Origin of the sequence: Streptomyces sp. NPDC003077 (genome assembly GCF_040611095.1) — a bacterium.
In the GTDB taxonomy this organism is placed as follows: domain Bacteria; phylum Actinomycetota; class Actinomycetes; order Streptomycetales; family Streptomycetaceae; genus Streptomyces.
Map to the genome: position 1 here is coordinate 1 of NZ_JBEXNM010000091.1, position 15822 is coordinate 15822.

Annotated in this window: 9 protein-coding genes and 1 pseudogene; 8 read left to right on the forward strand and 2 right to left on the reverse strand. The window is 72.2% G+C overall.

The features are described 5' to 3' along the window. From ABZX96_RS34795 to ABZX96_RS34830, 8 genes and pseudogenes are all read left to right on the forward strand, one after another. Positions 1 to 613: pseudogene (locus tag ABZX96_RS34795) on the forward strand (cell division protein FtsK); the annotation flags it as partial. A gap of 602 nt (positions 614 to 1215) precedes the next feature. Beyond that, positions 1216 to 2583 carry an ABC transporter substrate-binding protein gene (locus ABZX96_RS34800; RefSeq protein ID WP_355552500.1) on the forward strand — a complete coding sequence of 456 codons (1368 nt, stop codon included), beginning with the start codon at positions 1216 to 1218 and terminating at the stop codon, positions 2581 to 2583. 275 nt (positions 2584 to 2858) lie between these two features. Further along, positions 2859 to 4208, forward strand: coding sequence for a sugar ABC transporter permease (locus tag ABZX96_RS34805; protein WP_355552503.1), 1350 nt, complete (start codon positions 2859 to 2861; stop codon positions 4206 to 4208). Continuing rightward, the gene (locus ABZX96_RS34810) at positions 4205 to 5086 is read left to right on the forward strand and encodes a carbohydrate ABC transporter permease (RefSeq protein ID WP_355552506.1); all 882 of its coding nucleotides are present in this window, start codon (positions 4205 to 4207) and stop codon (positions 5084 to 5086) included. Before ABZX96_RS34805 ends, ABZX96_RS34810 begins: the two co-directional genes overlap by 4 nt. 752 nt (positions 5087 to 5838) lie before the next feature. Continuing rightward, the gene (locus ABZX96_RS34815; protein ID WP_355552509.1) at positions 5839 to 6840 is read left to right on the forward strand and encodes a class I SAM-dependent methyltransferase; all 1002 of its coding nucleotides are present in this window, start codon (positions 5839 to 5841) and stop codon (positions 6838 to 6840) included. Between the two features lie 466 nt (positions 6841 to 7306). Next, on the forward strand, positions 7307 to 8911 hold the full coding sequence (locus ABZX96_RS34820) for a glycosyltransferase family 2 protein (protein ID WP_355552512.1): 1605 nt from the start codon (positions 7307 to 7309) through the stop codon (positions 8909 to 8911). A 150-nt stretch (positions 8912 to 9061) separates the two neighbouring features. Further along, on the forward strand, positions 9062 to 10039 hold the full coding sequence (gene galE, locus ABZX96_RS34825; protein WP_355552515.1) for a UDP-glucose 4-epimerase GalE: 978 nt from the start codon (positions 9062 to 9064) through the stop codon (positions 10037 to 10039). A gap of 398 nt (positions 10040 to 10437) precedes the next feature. After that, the gene (locus tag ABZX96_RS34830; RefSeq protein ID WP_355552518.1) at positions 10438 to 11616 is read left to right on the forward strand and encodes an acyltransferase; all 1179 of its coding nucleotides are present in this window, start codon (positions 10438 to 10440) and stop codon (positions 11614 to 11616) included. A gap of 119 nt (positions 11617 to 11735) precedes the next feature. Here the strand turns inward: ABZX96_RS34830 and ABZX96_RS34835 are convergent, their stop codons facing one another. Beyond that, positions 11736 to 12902: a glycosyltransferase gene (locus ABZX96_RS34835; protein WP_355552521.1), complete on the reverse strand. Its 1167-nt coding sequence runs from the start codon at positions 12900 to 12902 to the stop codon at positions 11736 to 11738. Further along, positions 12899 to 15781, reverse strand: coding sequence for a bifunctional glycosyltransferase family 2 protein/CDP-glycerol:glycerophosphate glycerophosphotransferase (locus ABZX96_RS34840; protein ID WP_355552524.1), 2883 nt, complete (start codon positions 15779 to 15781; stop codon positions 12899 to 12901). Before ABZX96_RS34840 ends, ABZX96_RS34835 begins: the two co-directional genes overlap by 4 nt. Positions 15782 to 15822 lie beyond the last annotated feature (41 nt).

Here is a 15822-nt window from a genome sequence, read left to right on the forward strand (position 1 = left end):
GCGCGCCGCGCCGCCGGGCGGGGCCGGCGACCTCGACCCCCCGGCCGGCGGCGCGGCGCGCCCGCGCCCCCGGGGCGCCGACCGGCCGGACGGCGGCCCGGCCCGGCCCGCGGAGCCCGCCCCGCCGCTGCCCCGGCTGTTCGTCCTGGTCGACGACTTCGACGCGCTGGTCTCCCCGGCGCTGGGCAGCACCGGCCGCCCCGCCGCCGGGTCGGTGGTCCGCGCGCTGGAGGCGATCGCCCGGGACGGCCTCCGGCTCGGCGTCCACCTCATCGCGGCGACCGGCCACCCCGACCGCACGGCGGACACCACGACCGCACGGCGGGCCGCGCTGCGCGTGGAGTTGGGCCCCACGGACGACGACGACCTCGCCCCGGCCGGCCGCGGACGGCTCTACCGCGCGGCGGACGACTCCTGGACGCCCTTCCAGGCCGGCCAGGTGACGGGCCGGATACCCCGCACGTCCACGCAGCGCCCCACGGTCGTCCCCGTCGAGTGGCAGCGCGCGGGAGACCCCCCGACCCGCCGCCCCCTGCGCGAACTGGGCAACGGCCCCACGGACCTGGCCCTCCTGGCCAGCGCCCTCCAACGCGCCAGCCCGGCCCACGGGTGAGCCCGGGCTGCGGGTGAGCCCGGCCTGCGGGTGGGTCCGGCCCTACGGGTGAGCGGCACCACGGGTGAGTGGCGCGCGGCCGGGGTACTCCGGCCGCGCGGTGCCGGGTGGGGGGTCGCGTCGGGGTGCCCTCCGAACGGGCCGCCACCTTGGAACGTTCGCTCATCGACGGAGCGCACCGCCTTCACGGAGCGCGCCGCCTTCACGGAGCGCACCGCCTTCACGGAGCGCACCGCCTTCACCCCCGGCCCCCACGCGACGGCCTGTGCGAGAACAACTCTCGGGGCACCGCTTCCTCACCCCTCTCCCCCGCCACCGCGGACCGGAGCGCCCCAGCCCCACCCATGCCCTACCCGCACCCCGCCCGCGCGCCTCCCACGGCGCATCGGCGGGAGCACGCGCGCCCGTGCGGCGCTTCCGTCCCGGCGTGCGCCCCGTCCGCGCAGGTCCCACCGCCATAACAGGCCGGTCACAAAAGCCCAGTTGGGGAACGTCACGGTATTGCGGGCGCTCAAGGGAGGGCGTAGGACTGACACACAATGCGACACAAATGGAGTGGGTCACAGCACACCGCAGCGAGGACGCGGAGGGGCAACGGGGTGATGCGCACACCACGCGGACGGCGCACGACGTACGGCGCGACCGCACTGATCGCGGCCGGGGCGCTGGCCCTCACCGCCTGCAGCAGCAACGATGACGACGGCGGCAAGAAGGGGGACGGGGGCGGCTCCAAGCCCGCCACCTCGTCCGTCCAACTCCCCAAGCTCGACGGGCAGAAGCTCCAGGTGGCCGCCGTGTGGACGGGCACGGAGCGGAACAACTTCCTCAAGGTGCTGACGGAGTTCGAGAAGCGCACCGGCGCCAAGGTCGACTTCGTGCCCAGCGGCGACGACATGGCCGGGTTCATCGGCTCGAAGATCGCCGGCGGCGGCCCGCCGGACATCGCGCTGCTCCAGCAGGTCGGCGTGCTCAACGAGTTCGCGGGCAAGGGCTGGATCAAGCCGCTCGGCGCCGCGGCCAAGGCGGAGCTGGCCAAGAACTACACCAAGGGCTGGCAGGACCTCGGCGCGTACAAGAACACCCAGTACGGCGTGTACTTCAAGGCCAGCAACAAGTCGCTGGTCTGGTACAACGTCAAGGCGTTCGAGAACGCGGGCGTGAGCGAGCCCAAGGACTGGAAGGGCTTCCTTCAGACGGCCCAGACGATCTCCGACTCCGGCACCCCGCCGGTCTCGATCGGCGGGGCGGACGGCTGGACCCTCACGGACTGGTTCGAGAACATCTACCTCTCCCAGGCCGGCCAGGCGAAGTACGACCAGCTCGCCAAGCACGAGATCAAGTGGACCGACCCCTCCGTCAAGCAGGCGCTGACCACGCTCGGCCAGCTCTTCGGCAAGAAGGAACTGCTCGCGGGCGGCAACTCCGGCGCGCTGCAGACGCAGTTCCCCACGTCCGTCACCCAGACGTTCAGCGGGGGCGACCAGCCGAAGGCCGCGATGGTCTCCTCGGCGGACTTCGCCGCCGCCAACATCTCGCAGACCAAGGCCAAGCTCGGCACCGACGCCAAGGTCTTCCCCTTCCCGGCCGTGGGGGCCAAGTCCCCCGTGGTGACCGGCGGCGACGTGGCCGTGGCGCTCAAGGACAGCAAGGCGTCGCAGGCCCTGCTCACCTTCTTCGCGTCCACGGACGCGGCCCGGATCTGGGCCCAGGCGGGCGGCTTCATCTCCCCCAACAAGAACCTGGACCGGTCCGTCTACCCGAACTCCGCGATGCGCGAAATCGCGGACGCGCTGATCAAGGCCGGTGACGACTTCCGCTTCGACATGTCCGACCAGGCGCCGGCCAGCTTCGGCGGCAAGCCGGGCCAGGGCGAGTGGAAGGCCCTCCAGGACTTCCTGAAGAACCCGAGCGACGTGGCGGGGACCCAGGAGCGGCTGGAGCGGGACGCCGCCAAGGCGTTCGGCGGCTGATCCCGCGCGCCGCCCGCGTCCGCCGTGCGCGCCGGGGACGTACACGCCGGGGACCGGCCGCCTTGCCGGCCCCGGCCCACCGGCCGCGGCACGCCACCGGCCACGACCCGCCGCCCGCGACACCGGAGCCACCGGGGCGCGGGCCGACGGGCGGTCCGGCGGCCATCGGGACGCCGCGGAGCTCGTCACCACCACCGAGGCCGACCGTCACCACCACCGACGCCGACCGCCACCACCGACGCTGACCGCATCGACCGGACCGGGGGATCCCCACCATGAAGGTTGTCACCGCGGGCGGCCCGACCGGGCCGGACACACCCCGCGCCGGCAAACGCAAGAGCCTCATGGGCACCCGGCCCTGGCTCGCGGGCGCGTTCCTGCTGCCCGCCCTCGTCCTCCTCGGCGCGCTGGTCGTCTATCCCATCGGCTACTCCGTGTACCGGAGCTTCTTCGACGCGGCCGGCACCGGCTTCGTCGGGATGGACAACTACGGGGAGCTGTTCACGGACGACCGGATCCGCACGGCGCTGAAGAACAACGTCATCTGGGTGGTGGTGGCGCCCACCGTCGCCACCGCGCTCGGGTTGATCTTCGCCGTGCTGACCGAACGCGTCCGCTGGGGCACCGCCTTCAAACTGATCGTCTTCATGCCGATGGCGATCTCCATGCTGGCCGCCGGCATCATCTTCCGGCTGGTCTACGACCAGGACCCGGAGCGCGGGGTCGCCAACGCCGTCGTGGTGGGCATCCACGACACCTTCGCCGAGCCCGCGCCGTTCCCCGGCGCCCGGCCGCGGCCCACCTCGGATCTCAAGGCGTCCGGCGGCGGGGCGTTCACGACCAAGGCGCCGGTCCGCGCGGCGGGTCCGGCCGAACTGCCGTTGGTCGCCGTCCAGCCCGACGACGTGAGCGGCGCGCGGAACGCCGCGGTGGCGCGCCCCCAGCCCGGCAAGCTCGTCGGCACGGCCTGGTCGGACTTCACGCGGGGCGGCGGCGGCAAGCCGGGCGTCATCGACCCGAACGAGAAGGCGCTGGCCGGGCTGAAGGTGGAGGCCGTCAAGGACGGCAAGGTCGTCGCGTCCACCACCACGGCCGCCGACGGGACGTTCGCGCTGCCCGCCGGCCAGGCGGACGGCGCCCTGCTGCGGCTGCCCGCGTCCAACTTCGCGCAGGCGTACAACGGCGTGGACTGGCTCGGGCCGACGCTGGTCACCCCGGCGATCATCGGCTCGTACATCTGGATGTGGGCCGGGTTCGCCATGGTGCTCATCGCGGCGGGGCTGGCCAGCGTGCCGCGCGAGCTGCTGGAGGCCGCGCGGGTGGACGGGGCCAACGAGTGGCAGGTCTTCCGCCGGGTGACGGTGCCGCTGCTGGCGCCGGTGCTGGTGGTCGTCCTGGTCACCCTCATGATCAACGTGCTGAAGATCTTCGACCTGGTGTACATCATCGCGCCGGGATCCAGTCTCAAGGACGCCAACGTGCTCGCCCTCCAGCTCTTCCAGTCGTCCTTCGGGACGGACGTCAACCAGGGGCTGGGCAGCGCGATCGCCGTCTTCCTGCTGCTGCTCGTACTGCCGGTGATGTGGGTCAATCTCCGGCGCCTTAGGAAGGAGCGTCGCCGATGACGACCGCGAACGGCGTCGTGCGGGCCAAGCAGTCGCTGCCCACGCGGATCGCCGCCCGGACCGGCGGCGGGGTGCTCCGCGTCTTCCTGGTGCTGGTGGGGCTGTTCTGGCTGATGCCGACGGTGGGGCTGCTGGTGTCCTCGCTGCGCAAGCCCGAGGACATCGCCGAGACCGGCTGGTGGACCGTCTTCACCAAGCCCGCGCAGCTCACCTGGGCCAGCTACGACCAGCTACTGGGCAACGAGAAGGTCATGGACTCGCTGCTCACCACGGCCCTGATCACGGTGCCGGCCACGCTGCTGGTGGTCGTCATCGGGGCCATGGCGGGTTACGCGTTCGCCTGGATGGAGTTCCGGGGACGCGACTGGTGGTTCATGGTCGTGGTCGGGCTGCTCGTCGTGCCGGTGCAGGTGGCGCTGATTCCGGTGGCCGAACTGTTCGGCGCGATCGGCCTCTTCGAGACGACGTTCGGCGTGATCCTCTTCCACACCGGCTTCGGCCTGCCGTTCGCGATCTTCCTGCTGCGGAACTTCTTCGCCGAGATCCCCCGCGAACTCCTGGAGGCGGCGCGGCTGGACGGGGCCAACGAGGTGCGCCTGTTCACCCGCGTCGTGATGCCCCTGGGCGGGCCGGCCATCGCGTCGCTGGGCATCTTCCAGTTCCTGTGGGTGTGGAACGACCTGCTGATCGCGCTGATCTTCGCGGACAGCGGCAAGCCGCCCATCACGGTCGCCTTGCAGCAGGAAGTGCGCCAGTTCGGCAACAACATCGACGTGCTCGCGCCCGGCGCCTTCCTGTCGATGGTGATCCCGCTGGTCGTCTTCTTCGCCTTCCAGCGGCAGTTCGTGTCCGGGGTGATGGCGGGGGCGGTGAAGTAGGAGCAAGGAGCAGGGACGAGCCGGGCGGGGCGGTGAAGTAGGAGCAGGGACCAGCCGGGCGGAGGCGGGCGCTCTCGCCCCCGGCTTTCCTTGGGGGCCTGCCCTGTACGGGCTTTCCCTTACGGGTGGGGGCCCGCCCCGTACGGGCTTGCCCTTCCTGGCCTCCCCTTCCTGGCCTCCCCTATGGGCCGGCCCGTCCCGGCTGGGACCTGCCTCCGCGCCGCCCCGTCCCTCGGGTTCCCGGTGTTTTGCGCCCGGCAGCCTCGTACGCCACCTCCCGTTCACCTTCCTGCCCTTACATGACGGCGCACGGCGGGACGCCTGGCGCGCCAACCTGCCGACGCGCCGGTGCCGCGCGCCCGGAGCCATCCGGGGCCGCCCGCACGCCGGCCCGGTCGGCGGGCGATTTCCGGCGCGGCACGGACGTGTGCTCCCGCGCGCCCGTGCCCGGAGGCGCCCCGCCGTCACCGCCGTACCCGTACGTCCGTACGTCCCCGTCCGTACCGCCGTCCCGTCGTCCGTCCGCACCGCCGTCCGTCCGTACCGCCGTTTCGCAAGCCGCACCACCCACCAGCACCACGGCACAGCTCCTCCGGCACCACCCCGCGTACGGGGCGCGCCGCGGGACCGCGCGGTACGAGACCACGCCGCACGACCCAGGACCCCGGGACCCCTGGCCCCCGGGACCCCGCGGCGCCCGCCCGGCCCGTGTCCGCTCCACCGACTTCCGACCGTCTGGAGACCGACCGCTCATGACCGCCGCCACCCCCGACCACAGCCCCGAGCACGACGCCGAGCAGCTTCCCCGGCCCACCCGGTTCTCCGACGTCAAGGGCTGGTTCTTCGTCGCGGACCAGTTGCTCTTCGACTGGTTCCTCACCCGCCAGGAGGAGCGCGCCGTGCCGGGCGACCTTCTGGAGCTGGGCGCGTACATGGGCAAGAGCGCGATCTTCATGGGCGCTCGGCTCCGGCTCGGGGACCGCTTCACGGTCTGCGACCTGTTCGACTCGCCCGCCGGTGACGAGTCCAACTCCCGCGAGATGGCGAAGTCCTATTCCACGCTCACCCGGCGCGCCTTCGAGGCCAACTACCTCTCCTTCCACGACGAGCTGCCCACCATCGTCCAGGGCCTCACTTCGGTCATCCGTGATCACGTGGAGGACGAGAGCTGCCGTTTCGCGCACATCGATGCCTCACATCTATACGAGCACGTGCACGGCGACATCCTGGCGGTGCGCGAACTCCTCCACGACCAGGGCATCGTCGTGCTGGACGACTTCCGGGCCGAGCACTGCCCGGGGGTGGCGGCGGCCACCTGGCAGGCCGTGACGAACCACGGGCTGCGTCCCATCTGCATCACCGGCACCAAGTTCTACGGCACGTGGGGTGACCCGGCCCCGCTCCGGGAGGAACTGGTGGAGTGGCTGCAGGGCCGCCAGGGCGTGTGGCACGAGGTGCAGCAGGTGAACGGGGCACCGCTGATCCGGATGAGCGTGAAGGACGCCAAGGAACCCTCGCAGCCCGTCTCCCGCCACCGCCCGGTGATCCAGCCGCCGGACCCCGCCCCGGTCCCGGCCCCGGTCGCGTCCCCCTCCCCCGCGCCGACGCGCCGCCCGGCGGCCCAGGCCGCGCGCCCCCGCCCGGCCGCCCGCCCGCGCCTGGACGCCACGGCGCGGCGGATCGCGGTGAACGTCCTGCCGCCCATCGTGACGAAGGCGATCGTCGCCTCCCGCAAGAAGGCCCGTACGCGGTGAGGGACGCGGGGCTGGGGTGAGGGGCCGGACGCGGGGCGGGGGCGAGGGGCCGGACGCGCGAGGGAGCTGCGTGAGGGGCGGGCCGGCGGGCCCGGTCAGGGCGCGATCCCACCCCGCGGCAGCTCCCGCACCCGGCGCAGGACGGGGCTCCGGGACCGGACGCGGGACGGATAAAAGGGACCGAACGCGAGACAGGCGGAAGGACCGGACCGGAACGGACAGAAGGGCCGGCGCTGGGCCGGATTCAGGGTGGGCGCTGGAGGGCCGCGCACGTACCGCGGTCCGTCCCGTGCGGACCGTAGATTGGGGCGTCGTGAACGAACCTCCCGAGCCACGGCCCGCCCCACCCCCGCCCGGCACCGGGCCCGCACCCGTCCCGTCCACGCCCAGCTCCGGGCCGCCCGCCTCCACGGGACCACGGTCAGCCGCCTCCGTCACCCCGGGGAACGCGCCCCCGGTCTCCGCCGTGCGGGTCAGCGTCGTCGTCATCGCGTACAACGACGCCGTGCACGTCGGCGAGGCGGTGCGCTCCGCGCTGGCGCAGGGCGACGCCGTCGGCGAGGTGATCGCCGTCGACGACGCCTCCACCGACACGACCGGCCGGGTCCTGGACGAGCTCGCCGCCCGGCACGGGCCCCGCCTGCGGATCGTCCACCGGGAGAGCAACAGCGGAGGGTGCGGCACCCCGCGCAACGACGGTGTGCGCGCCGCCACCGGGCGCTTCGTGATGTTCCTGGACAGCGACGACGTGCTGCCGCCCGGCGCGGTGGACGCCCTGCTGGACGCCGCGCTGCGGCACGGCGCGCCGGTGGCGGCCGGCGCCTGCGTGCGCCGCGAGCTGCCCGGCGGCCGGGAGGTCCCCTGGCAGCCCGGCCTCTACGAGGAGGCCGCGGTGTACGACACGCCCGACGACCACCCGGCGCTCGTCCACGACACGCTGTGCGTCAACAAGCTGTACGAGCGGACCTGGCTCCTCGCCCACGGCATCGCCTTCCCCGAGGGCCGCTTCACCTACGAGGACTTCGTCTTCACCGCGCGGGTGCTCGCCGCCGCGCCGCGCCTCGCCCTCGTCCCCGACCGCGTCTACACCTGGCACGTCCGGCGCGCGGCGGCCAAACCGTCCATCTCCCTGGACCGCGAGAAGGTGGCCAACTGGCAGGCGCGGCTCTCCGCGCACCGCACCGCCGTCGGCATCTTCCAGGAGAGCGGGCACAAGGGGCTGGCGCACGCCGCCCGCACCAAGTTCCTCGAACACGACCTGCGGATGTACGTCCGCGAGCTGCGCACCCGCGGCGCGGACTACCAGCGGGAGTGGTGGCGGCTCACCCGTGAGTACGTCGCCGGTTTCGAGGAGTCCGAGCTGGTGGCCGCCGACGCCCCGGCCCGCTGGGTGGCCCGGGTGCTGCTCGCCGCCGAGTCGCCCGTGGACCTGGAACGGCTCGCCCATCTGGCGGCCCGTCCCGGCCGCCTGCTGCCGCCGTTCGCGACCGCCGGGGAGCGGCCGGTGTGGTCGGCGGAGCTGCCGGGTGCCGAGCTGGACGGCATGGAGACCGTGCCGGTGGACCGGCTGCCGGTGACCGTGGACGCCGAGCCGGTGGTGGGCGCCCGCTGCGCCCTGCGGCTGCGCCTCCACGAGCTGTACGGGCGGCTGGCCGACGCCGGGCCGGTGAGCGTGGAGGTGGACCTGCGGCACCGGGTGACCGGCCGGGTCGTGCCGCTGCGCAACACCGCGCTGGCCGCCGCGCCCTCCGGCTCCGCCTGGACCGCGGTACTGCCGGTGGACTTCGGGGCGCTGGCCGGCGCGGGCGGCTCCGCCGGCGCGGACGGGCCCGCCGGCCCCGACGCCTGGGACCTCACGGCGCGGGTGCGCTGCGTGGACGGCACGGTGCTGCGCCCCGGCCTGCGCGCCACCGGCCCCGGCCTGCGCCGTCACGTCCTGCCCAGCACCCGCCACCTCGTCCTGCTCGTCCAGCCGTACGCGACCACGGACGGCTCCCTGGCCCTCCGCGTCGCCTCGGGCCCGCGCAGCGCCTGGGAGATCGCGGCACGGAGGCTGCGGCGAAGCGGATGAGCCCCGCCGTTCCCCGCTCCGGTCCCGTGATGGTTCCGGTTTCGTCCTGATCCCGTGACAATCGCGGCAGAGTCCAGGGGGGCCTGCGTCCCACGTGGCGGTCCCTGGCAGCCTGTACCCGTCCCGCTCACCCACCCATAGGATGGCGATATGTCTTACTTGATCACGGGCGGTGCCGGTTACATCGGCTCCCACGTCGTACGGGCCCTGGTGCAGGCGGGCGAGCAGGTCGTGGTGCTGGACGACCTGTCCACGGGCATTCCGGCCCGGCTTCCGGAAGGTGTGCCGATGGTGGTCGGCTCCGTCCTGGACCGCGCCGTCCTGGACACCGTCATCAAGGAGCACGGCGTCACCGACGTCGTCCACCTGGCCGCGAAGAAGCAGGTCGGGGAGTCGGTGGAGATGCCGCTCCACTACTACCGCGAGAACGTGCACGGCCTGCAGACGCTGCTGGAGGCCATGGCGGCCGGCGGGGTCGGCCGGTTCGTCTTCTCCTCGTCCGCCTCGGTCTACGGGATGCCGGACGTGGACCTGGTCACCGAGGACACTCCGTGCCTGCCGCTGAGCCCGTACGGCGAGACCAAGCTGATCGGCGAGTGGATGGCCCGCGCGGCGGGCAAGGCCCACGGCATCAACACGGCCTGCCTGCGGTATTTCAACGTTGCCGGCGCCGCCACCCCCGAACTGGCCGACACCGGGGTGTTCAACCTCGTCCCGATGGTGTTCGAGAAGCTCACCGACGGCGCGGCGCCGCGCATCTTCGGTGACGACTACCCGACCCCGGACGGCACCTGCGTCCGCGACTACATCCACGTCGCCGACCTGGCCGACGCCCACGTCGCCGCGGCCCGCAAGCTCGCCGAGCCGGGCCCGGTGCGCGACCTGACCCTGAACATCGGCCGCGGTGAGGGCGTCTCCGTGCGGGAGATGGTCGACCTGATCACCGAGATCACCGGCTACGCGGACGTGCGGGCCGAGGTCACCGCCCGCCGTCCCGGCGACCCGGCCCGTGTCGTGGCCGCCGCCGACCGCATCGCCGACGAACTGGGCTGGAAGGCCCGGCACGACGTCCGCGACATGATCAGCTCCGCGTGGGCGGGCTGGCAGCTCCACCGGTCCCAGGACTGACCGGCCGCGCGTGGGGGTGACGGAGGCCGCCCCCACGCGGCCCGGGCCTCCGGGGGGCTTTCCCCGGCACGCGGCGCGCGGGGTTTGCCGGCGCCGCGTGAGGCCCACTCCGGGCGGGCTGCCTCCCGAGCCGGTCGGCTTCCGCCGGACCGAACGGGCTTCCATCCCCACGCCGGGCGCACGCTCCCTACATTTTTTCAGGCGCATATTACTAATCAACGCGCCACAAACAGACGAATCTCGGAAAAACCGAAATACGTGCCTTAACGGCTGCGGGCCGTCATGGCCCGAGCGGTCGAACGACGCACGCGTGTCCGCCGTCCCCCTGGCGCTCACAGGGTTCACCACTAGTATGGGTCGCCCGCCGCCCGCCGAGCCGATCCGAGAGCCGTGCTTCTGTGTCCTCTCTGACACTAGCCCGCACCATAGCCAGGCCCGTACGGCACCGCACGATCACCACGACACCCCCCAGACGCCTCGATTCCCTGACCAGCCTGCGGTTCTTCGCGGCGCTGGCGGTCTTCGCCCACCACTTCACCGGGTACGGGGGCGGGACCGGCTTCGCCCGGTCCCCGACGCTCTTCCCGTACTCCATGATCGGCGGGCACGGGGTCACCTTCTTCTTCGTCCTCTCCGGCTTCCTGCTGACCTGGGTGTTCAAACCGGCGGAACGGCCGGGGGCCTTCTACTGGCGCCGGGTCGGCCGCATCTGGCCGGTGCATCTGCTCATGCTGCTGCCGGCGTTCTTCCTCTTCTATGTGCGTCCGCACGTGCCGGTCGACTGGCCCGGGCTGCTCTCCTCGGTGTTCCTGGTGCAGGGCTGGTTCCCGGGGGTGACGCCGAACCTTCCGGGCAACCCGGTCACCTGGACGCTCGGCGTCGAGGTTCTGTTCTACGCGCTGTTCCCGCTGCTGGCGCGCGTGGCGCTGCGGCTGCGCACCAAGACACTGGTGGTCTGGACGGCCGCCGGGCTGCTGGGGATGTGGGCGGTCAACTGGTGTGCGGCGGCCTTCTGCGCGCCGGACACCGAGGGCTGGATCATGCGCCACCCCGTGGTCTACCTCCCGCAGTTCCTGCTGGGCATGACGGTGGCCCTGGCGATACGCCGCGGCTGGCGCTTCACGGCGCACCCGGCGCTGCCCCTGGCCCTGCTGCTCGCCTGGATCTACGGCTACTACCAGATGCGCGCCCGACTCCCCGACGGCGCCGTCGCCCAGCTCGACTACGCGGCCCGGCCGGTGATGGCCCTGCTGTCCGGGCTGGTCATCGTCGCCTTCGTGCAACGGGAGGTGGACGGCCGCCCGGGCATGCTCGGCAGCCGCTTCCTGGTGCGGCTGGGGCTGTGGTCCTACAGCTTCTACCTCGTCCACCAGTGCGTGATCCGGCTGGCCGTCTACACCTTCGGCCGGGGCCGGGACGACGACTCGGCCCTGCTGCCACTGCTCGGCCTGGCGCTGGTGGCCACCGGCGCCGCGGCGGCGCTGTACCGGTTCGTGGAGGAGCCTGCCGCGCGCTGGTGGAACGCCCGCACCCAGGCGTCCTCTCACAGGCGCGCCTCCACCAACGTGCGCACCTGACGCGGCGGGCGTTCGAAACACGGAAGGGCGCATCGAAGCGCCCGGGAACGCGGAACGGCGCCGCCCCACGGCCTCCCGTGGGACGGCGCCGCCCGTTCGGCTCGGCGCCCGGTGCGCGTTCAGCGCTCCAGGAAAGCGAAGAGTTCCTCCCAGCGCCGGGTGATCTCGTCGGTCGTGTAGCGGCGGATGTTCTCCCGTGCCGCCCGGCCCATCCGGTCCCGGAGCTCCTTGTCGGACATCAGGGTGTCCAGTCGGCGGGCCAGTTCGCCGGTGTTGCCGAGGGTGGCCAGCAGCCCGTCCTCGCCGTCCCTGATGATCTCGCGGACGCCCGGGGCGCAGTCGAAGGCCGCGCACGGCACGGCCGCGGCCATCGCCTCCATCAGAGCGAGCGGGAACCCCTCGCCGCGCGAGGACTGGACGAAGACCGAGCCCCCTCGCAGCGCGCCCACCACGTCACCCGTCCGGCCGCGCCACTCCACGGAGTCGTCCAGGCCGAGCGCGGTGCACTGCTTGCGCAGCGCCTCCTCTTCCTCGCCGTCGCCGTAGATGCGCAGCGTCCAGTCCGGGTGCAGCGGCGCGACCTCGGCCCAGGTGTCCAGGAGCATGTCGATGCCCTTCTGGTCGGTGAGCCGGCCCATGCTCAACACGGCCTTCCCGGTCCGCTCGGAGGGCGTGGCGGGCATGAAGGGCAGGGGGTTCGGCATGAAGCCGACGTTGTCCAGCCCTTCTCTGATCCACCGGTCCGCGTCCTCCCGCGTCAGCAGCAGCAGCCGGTCGACGTCCGCGTAGTGCCTCTTGACCCGGCCGAAGCGGGAGGTGGAGCGGGAGTAGCCGTAGGACTCGTGGCTCATGCCGATGACCGTGAGGCCGGAGGTGTCGGCGAGCTCGACCCACTCCATCGCCCACACCTGGGTGACGATGACCACGGCCCCGGGGCCCGCCGCCGCGAACAGCGCGGTGAGCTTGGCCGCCTGCTCACGCATGCCGGCCGCGCGCGCCCGGCGCCGCCGCTGCTCCGGCAGGTCCAGCCTGGCCTTGAGCCCCTTGCCCGGGCCGGGCTTCGGTGGCTTGACGTCGTAGAGCGTGGTGGTCGGGTAGGGCAGGTCGCCGCCGAGGTCCTGGGGGACGTCCGGCTCGGTGATGCCGATGACGTGCACGCGGTGGCCGCGCTCCTGGAACAGCCGGGCCATCTGGTGGGACCAGGTGGTCACCCCGCCCAGTTCGTTGACGCTGTTGGAGACGAAGAAGATGTCGCGACCGCTGGTCCGGTCCGGCTGCTCGCTCACGTGCCGCTCCCCGGGGTGAAGAACTTCTCGACGACGGCGCGGGCCGCGTCGCCGTGGTCGTACTCGCCGAACTCGGCGGCGAACCGCGTCCGCGCCTCGGCGTACTGGCTGTCCGCCGCCTTGAGGTCGTCGATCGCCTGGAAGAGCTCGTCCTCGGTCTCCACCACCGGCCCGGGCGCCTTCTCGCGGAGGTCGAAGTAGGTGCCGCGGCTCTCGTTCGCGTATTCGTCGTAGTCGTACGCGTAGAAGATCATCGGCCGGTCGAGGAGGACGTAGTCGAACATCACGGACGAGTAGTCCGTGATGAGCGCGTCCGCGAGGGTGAGCAGCGGGGTGATGTCGTGGTGTCCCGTGACGTCGATGACCTTGCCGCTCACGGAGGGCGGCAGCACCACGTTGTTGAGGTAGTGCGACCGGATCAACAGCGTGTGGCGATCGCCGAAGCGGCGGGCGAACTCCTCGACGTCGAAGGGGAGCTCGAAACCGCGGATCTTGCCGGTGGCGTGGGCGCGGAAGGTCGGCGCGTACAGCAGGACCGTGTGGTCGTCCGGGATGCCCAGTTCGCGGGCGGGTTCGCCGCGGGTCCGGGTGCCGGTGGCCTCCTGCTGCCTGCGCGCGGCCACCAGGGCGTCGTTGCGCGGGTAGCCGGTGCGCAGCAGGACCTCGTCCCGCAGCCGGAACGCCCGGGCGAGCGTCCGCACGTCGTGCTCGGAGCGGATCAGGAAGTGGTCGAAGCGGTCCAGGACCCGCTGGAACTCCTCCTGGGCCGGGCGGCTGCGCACCTTCAGGCGCGGCTCGTCGAAGCCCATGCGCTTGAGCGCCGAGCCGTGCCAGGTCTGGAGGTAGGTGGTCTGCGGGCGTTTGACGAGCTTCAGCGGGAAGCCCTGGTTGTCGATCCAGAACTCCGCCTGGGCGAGCGCCCGCAGGTACTGCCAGCCCCAGCGGCGCACCAGCGTGGCGTCCTCGGGGAAGCCCTCGGGCTTGCCGCCCGCGTAGGACCACACGGCATCGAACTTCACGCCCTGCCGGCGCATCTCCTCGTAGATGGCCTTGGGGCTGTCGCTGTACTGCTTGCCCAGGTGGCTCTCGAAGACCACCAGCCCCTTGCGGACCGGCAGCTTGCCGAACACCTCGTGGTACACGCGGATCTTCGTCTCACCCGAGTTGAGCTTGCGCTTGGTCTTGCGGGCGGTGCGCACGCCGTTCTTGACGAGCTGCCCGGCGCGGCCCGCGACCGCCGCCCTGACCAGCCGCTGTGTCCGCCGTGCCGCGCGGCCCTCGGGGACCAGGACGAAGCTGAGGTGGCCGCGCCGGGAGACGGAGGGCTCTATGCGGTCGGAGACGAGCCGGGTCAGCCGGGGGCGCACCTTCAGGCGCACCGCGTCCTCCAGGTCCGTCCCGCCGACCGAGAGGCGGGTGCGCAGCGAGGTGCCGTCCACGTCCAGGATCAGGCGCACGTCCCAGACGGCGTCGATGACGCCCAGCGGGCGCAGCCGGGCCGCGACGTCCACCTCGGCGTCCCAGACGAGGCTGTCGCCGTCGTGCCGCAGCAAGGCCAGCGGGAAGGTGAAGGTCTGCAGGCTGCGGCGGCGGGCCCGGAACTCCAGCCGGCCGCGCAGCCGGGCCTCGGGGGTGATCCGACCGAGCGGATTGACGATGCTGCCCGCCATTCGGATGGTCCCTCGGCCGTCGTCGCGGTATTCGGTGAGGCGGTTGCGCAGGAAGAGCGTGCGCAGCGGCCGGGTGTGGTAGCCGAGCTCGGTGACGTCCAGCACCCGGCGGCCCTCGGGGTCGTCCAGGTGGTCGGCGCACCAGTAGATGCGGCCGTCGCGCTCGGCGAGGCCGGAGGAGACCTTGTCGCGGTTGATGAGGGTGTCCGCGGCGGGCAGGAGGTTGTCCCAGTCCTCCTTCGAGAGCAGGTAGGCACAGATCGCCTGAATGGGCTGCACCTCCTGATAGGCCTCGGGGGCGATGCCCTCCAGGTAGGAGTTGGCCAGCTCCGCGAAACGGTGGCGGTATTCCTCGTCGAGGAGCGGCAGGTCGCGCAGGTGCAGCACGAGGTCGTGCTTGAGGAATTTGACGTCCTTGTGGAACTTCAGGTCGCCCAGTCCCTTTTCCACGAGAAGGTCGTCGACGCGGCGGTGGATTTCCATGCGGTGCGCGAAGTTCGCGATCTCGTGTCGCCGATTGCTGATCGACTTCGTCGCGGCCTTCTCGACCACGTTCCAGAAGTACACGCGGTTCGGGATCAGGGTGATGCGCCGGGCCGCCGCGTACGCCTGGGCCGAGAACAGCAGGTCCTCGTAGTGAATGCCGACCGGGAATTGCAAATCCTGTTCGATGAGGAAGTCCCGGCGATAGCATTTGTTTGTCGAGAGCGTGTCAAAGACCAGCAGGTCCGGAAGCTCGGAAACGCATTCGAGCGTGCGGGTGCGCGCGTAAAGCCACGGATACCACTCGACGGTCTTCTTCGTACGGGAATCGACGTGCACCCGGACGCAGAGGCCGGACACCAGGTCGGCGCCGGTGCCCTCGGCCGCCTCCAGCATGTTGCGGCAGGCGTTCCTCTCCAGCACGTCGTCGCTGTCCAGGAACATCACGAACCGGCCCAGGGCGCGGGCCACGCCCTCGTTCCGCGGGGCGCCGCAGCCGCCGCTGTTCTCCGGCAGCCGGAACGCGCGCACCCTGCCGGGATGCGCGCCGGCCAACCCCTGGGCCACCGCGAACGAGCCGTCCGTACTGCAATCGTCGACGATCACCACTTCGACGCTGTGCAGCGTCTGATCCAGCACGGAGCGGACGGCGGTCGGCAGTCGTTCGGCGTCGTTATAAACGATCACGACTACGGAGACGTCAGGCACGGACACCCCAATCCTCATGGCATAACGCTACGGCCCCCAAAAGTACCCCGGCCCGGGAG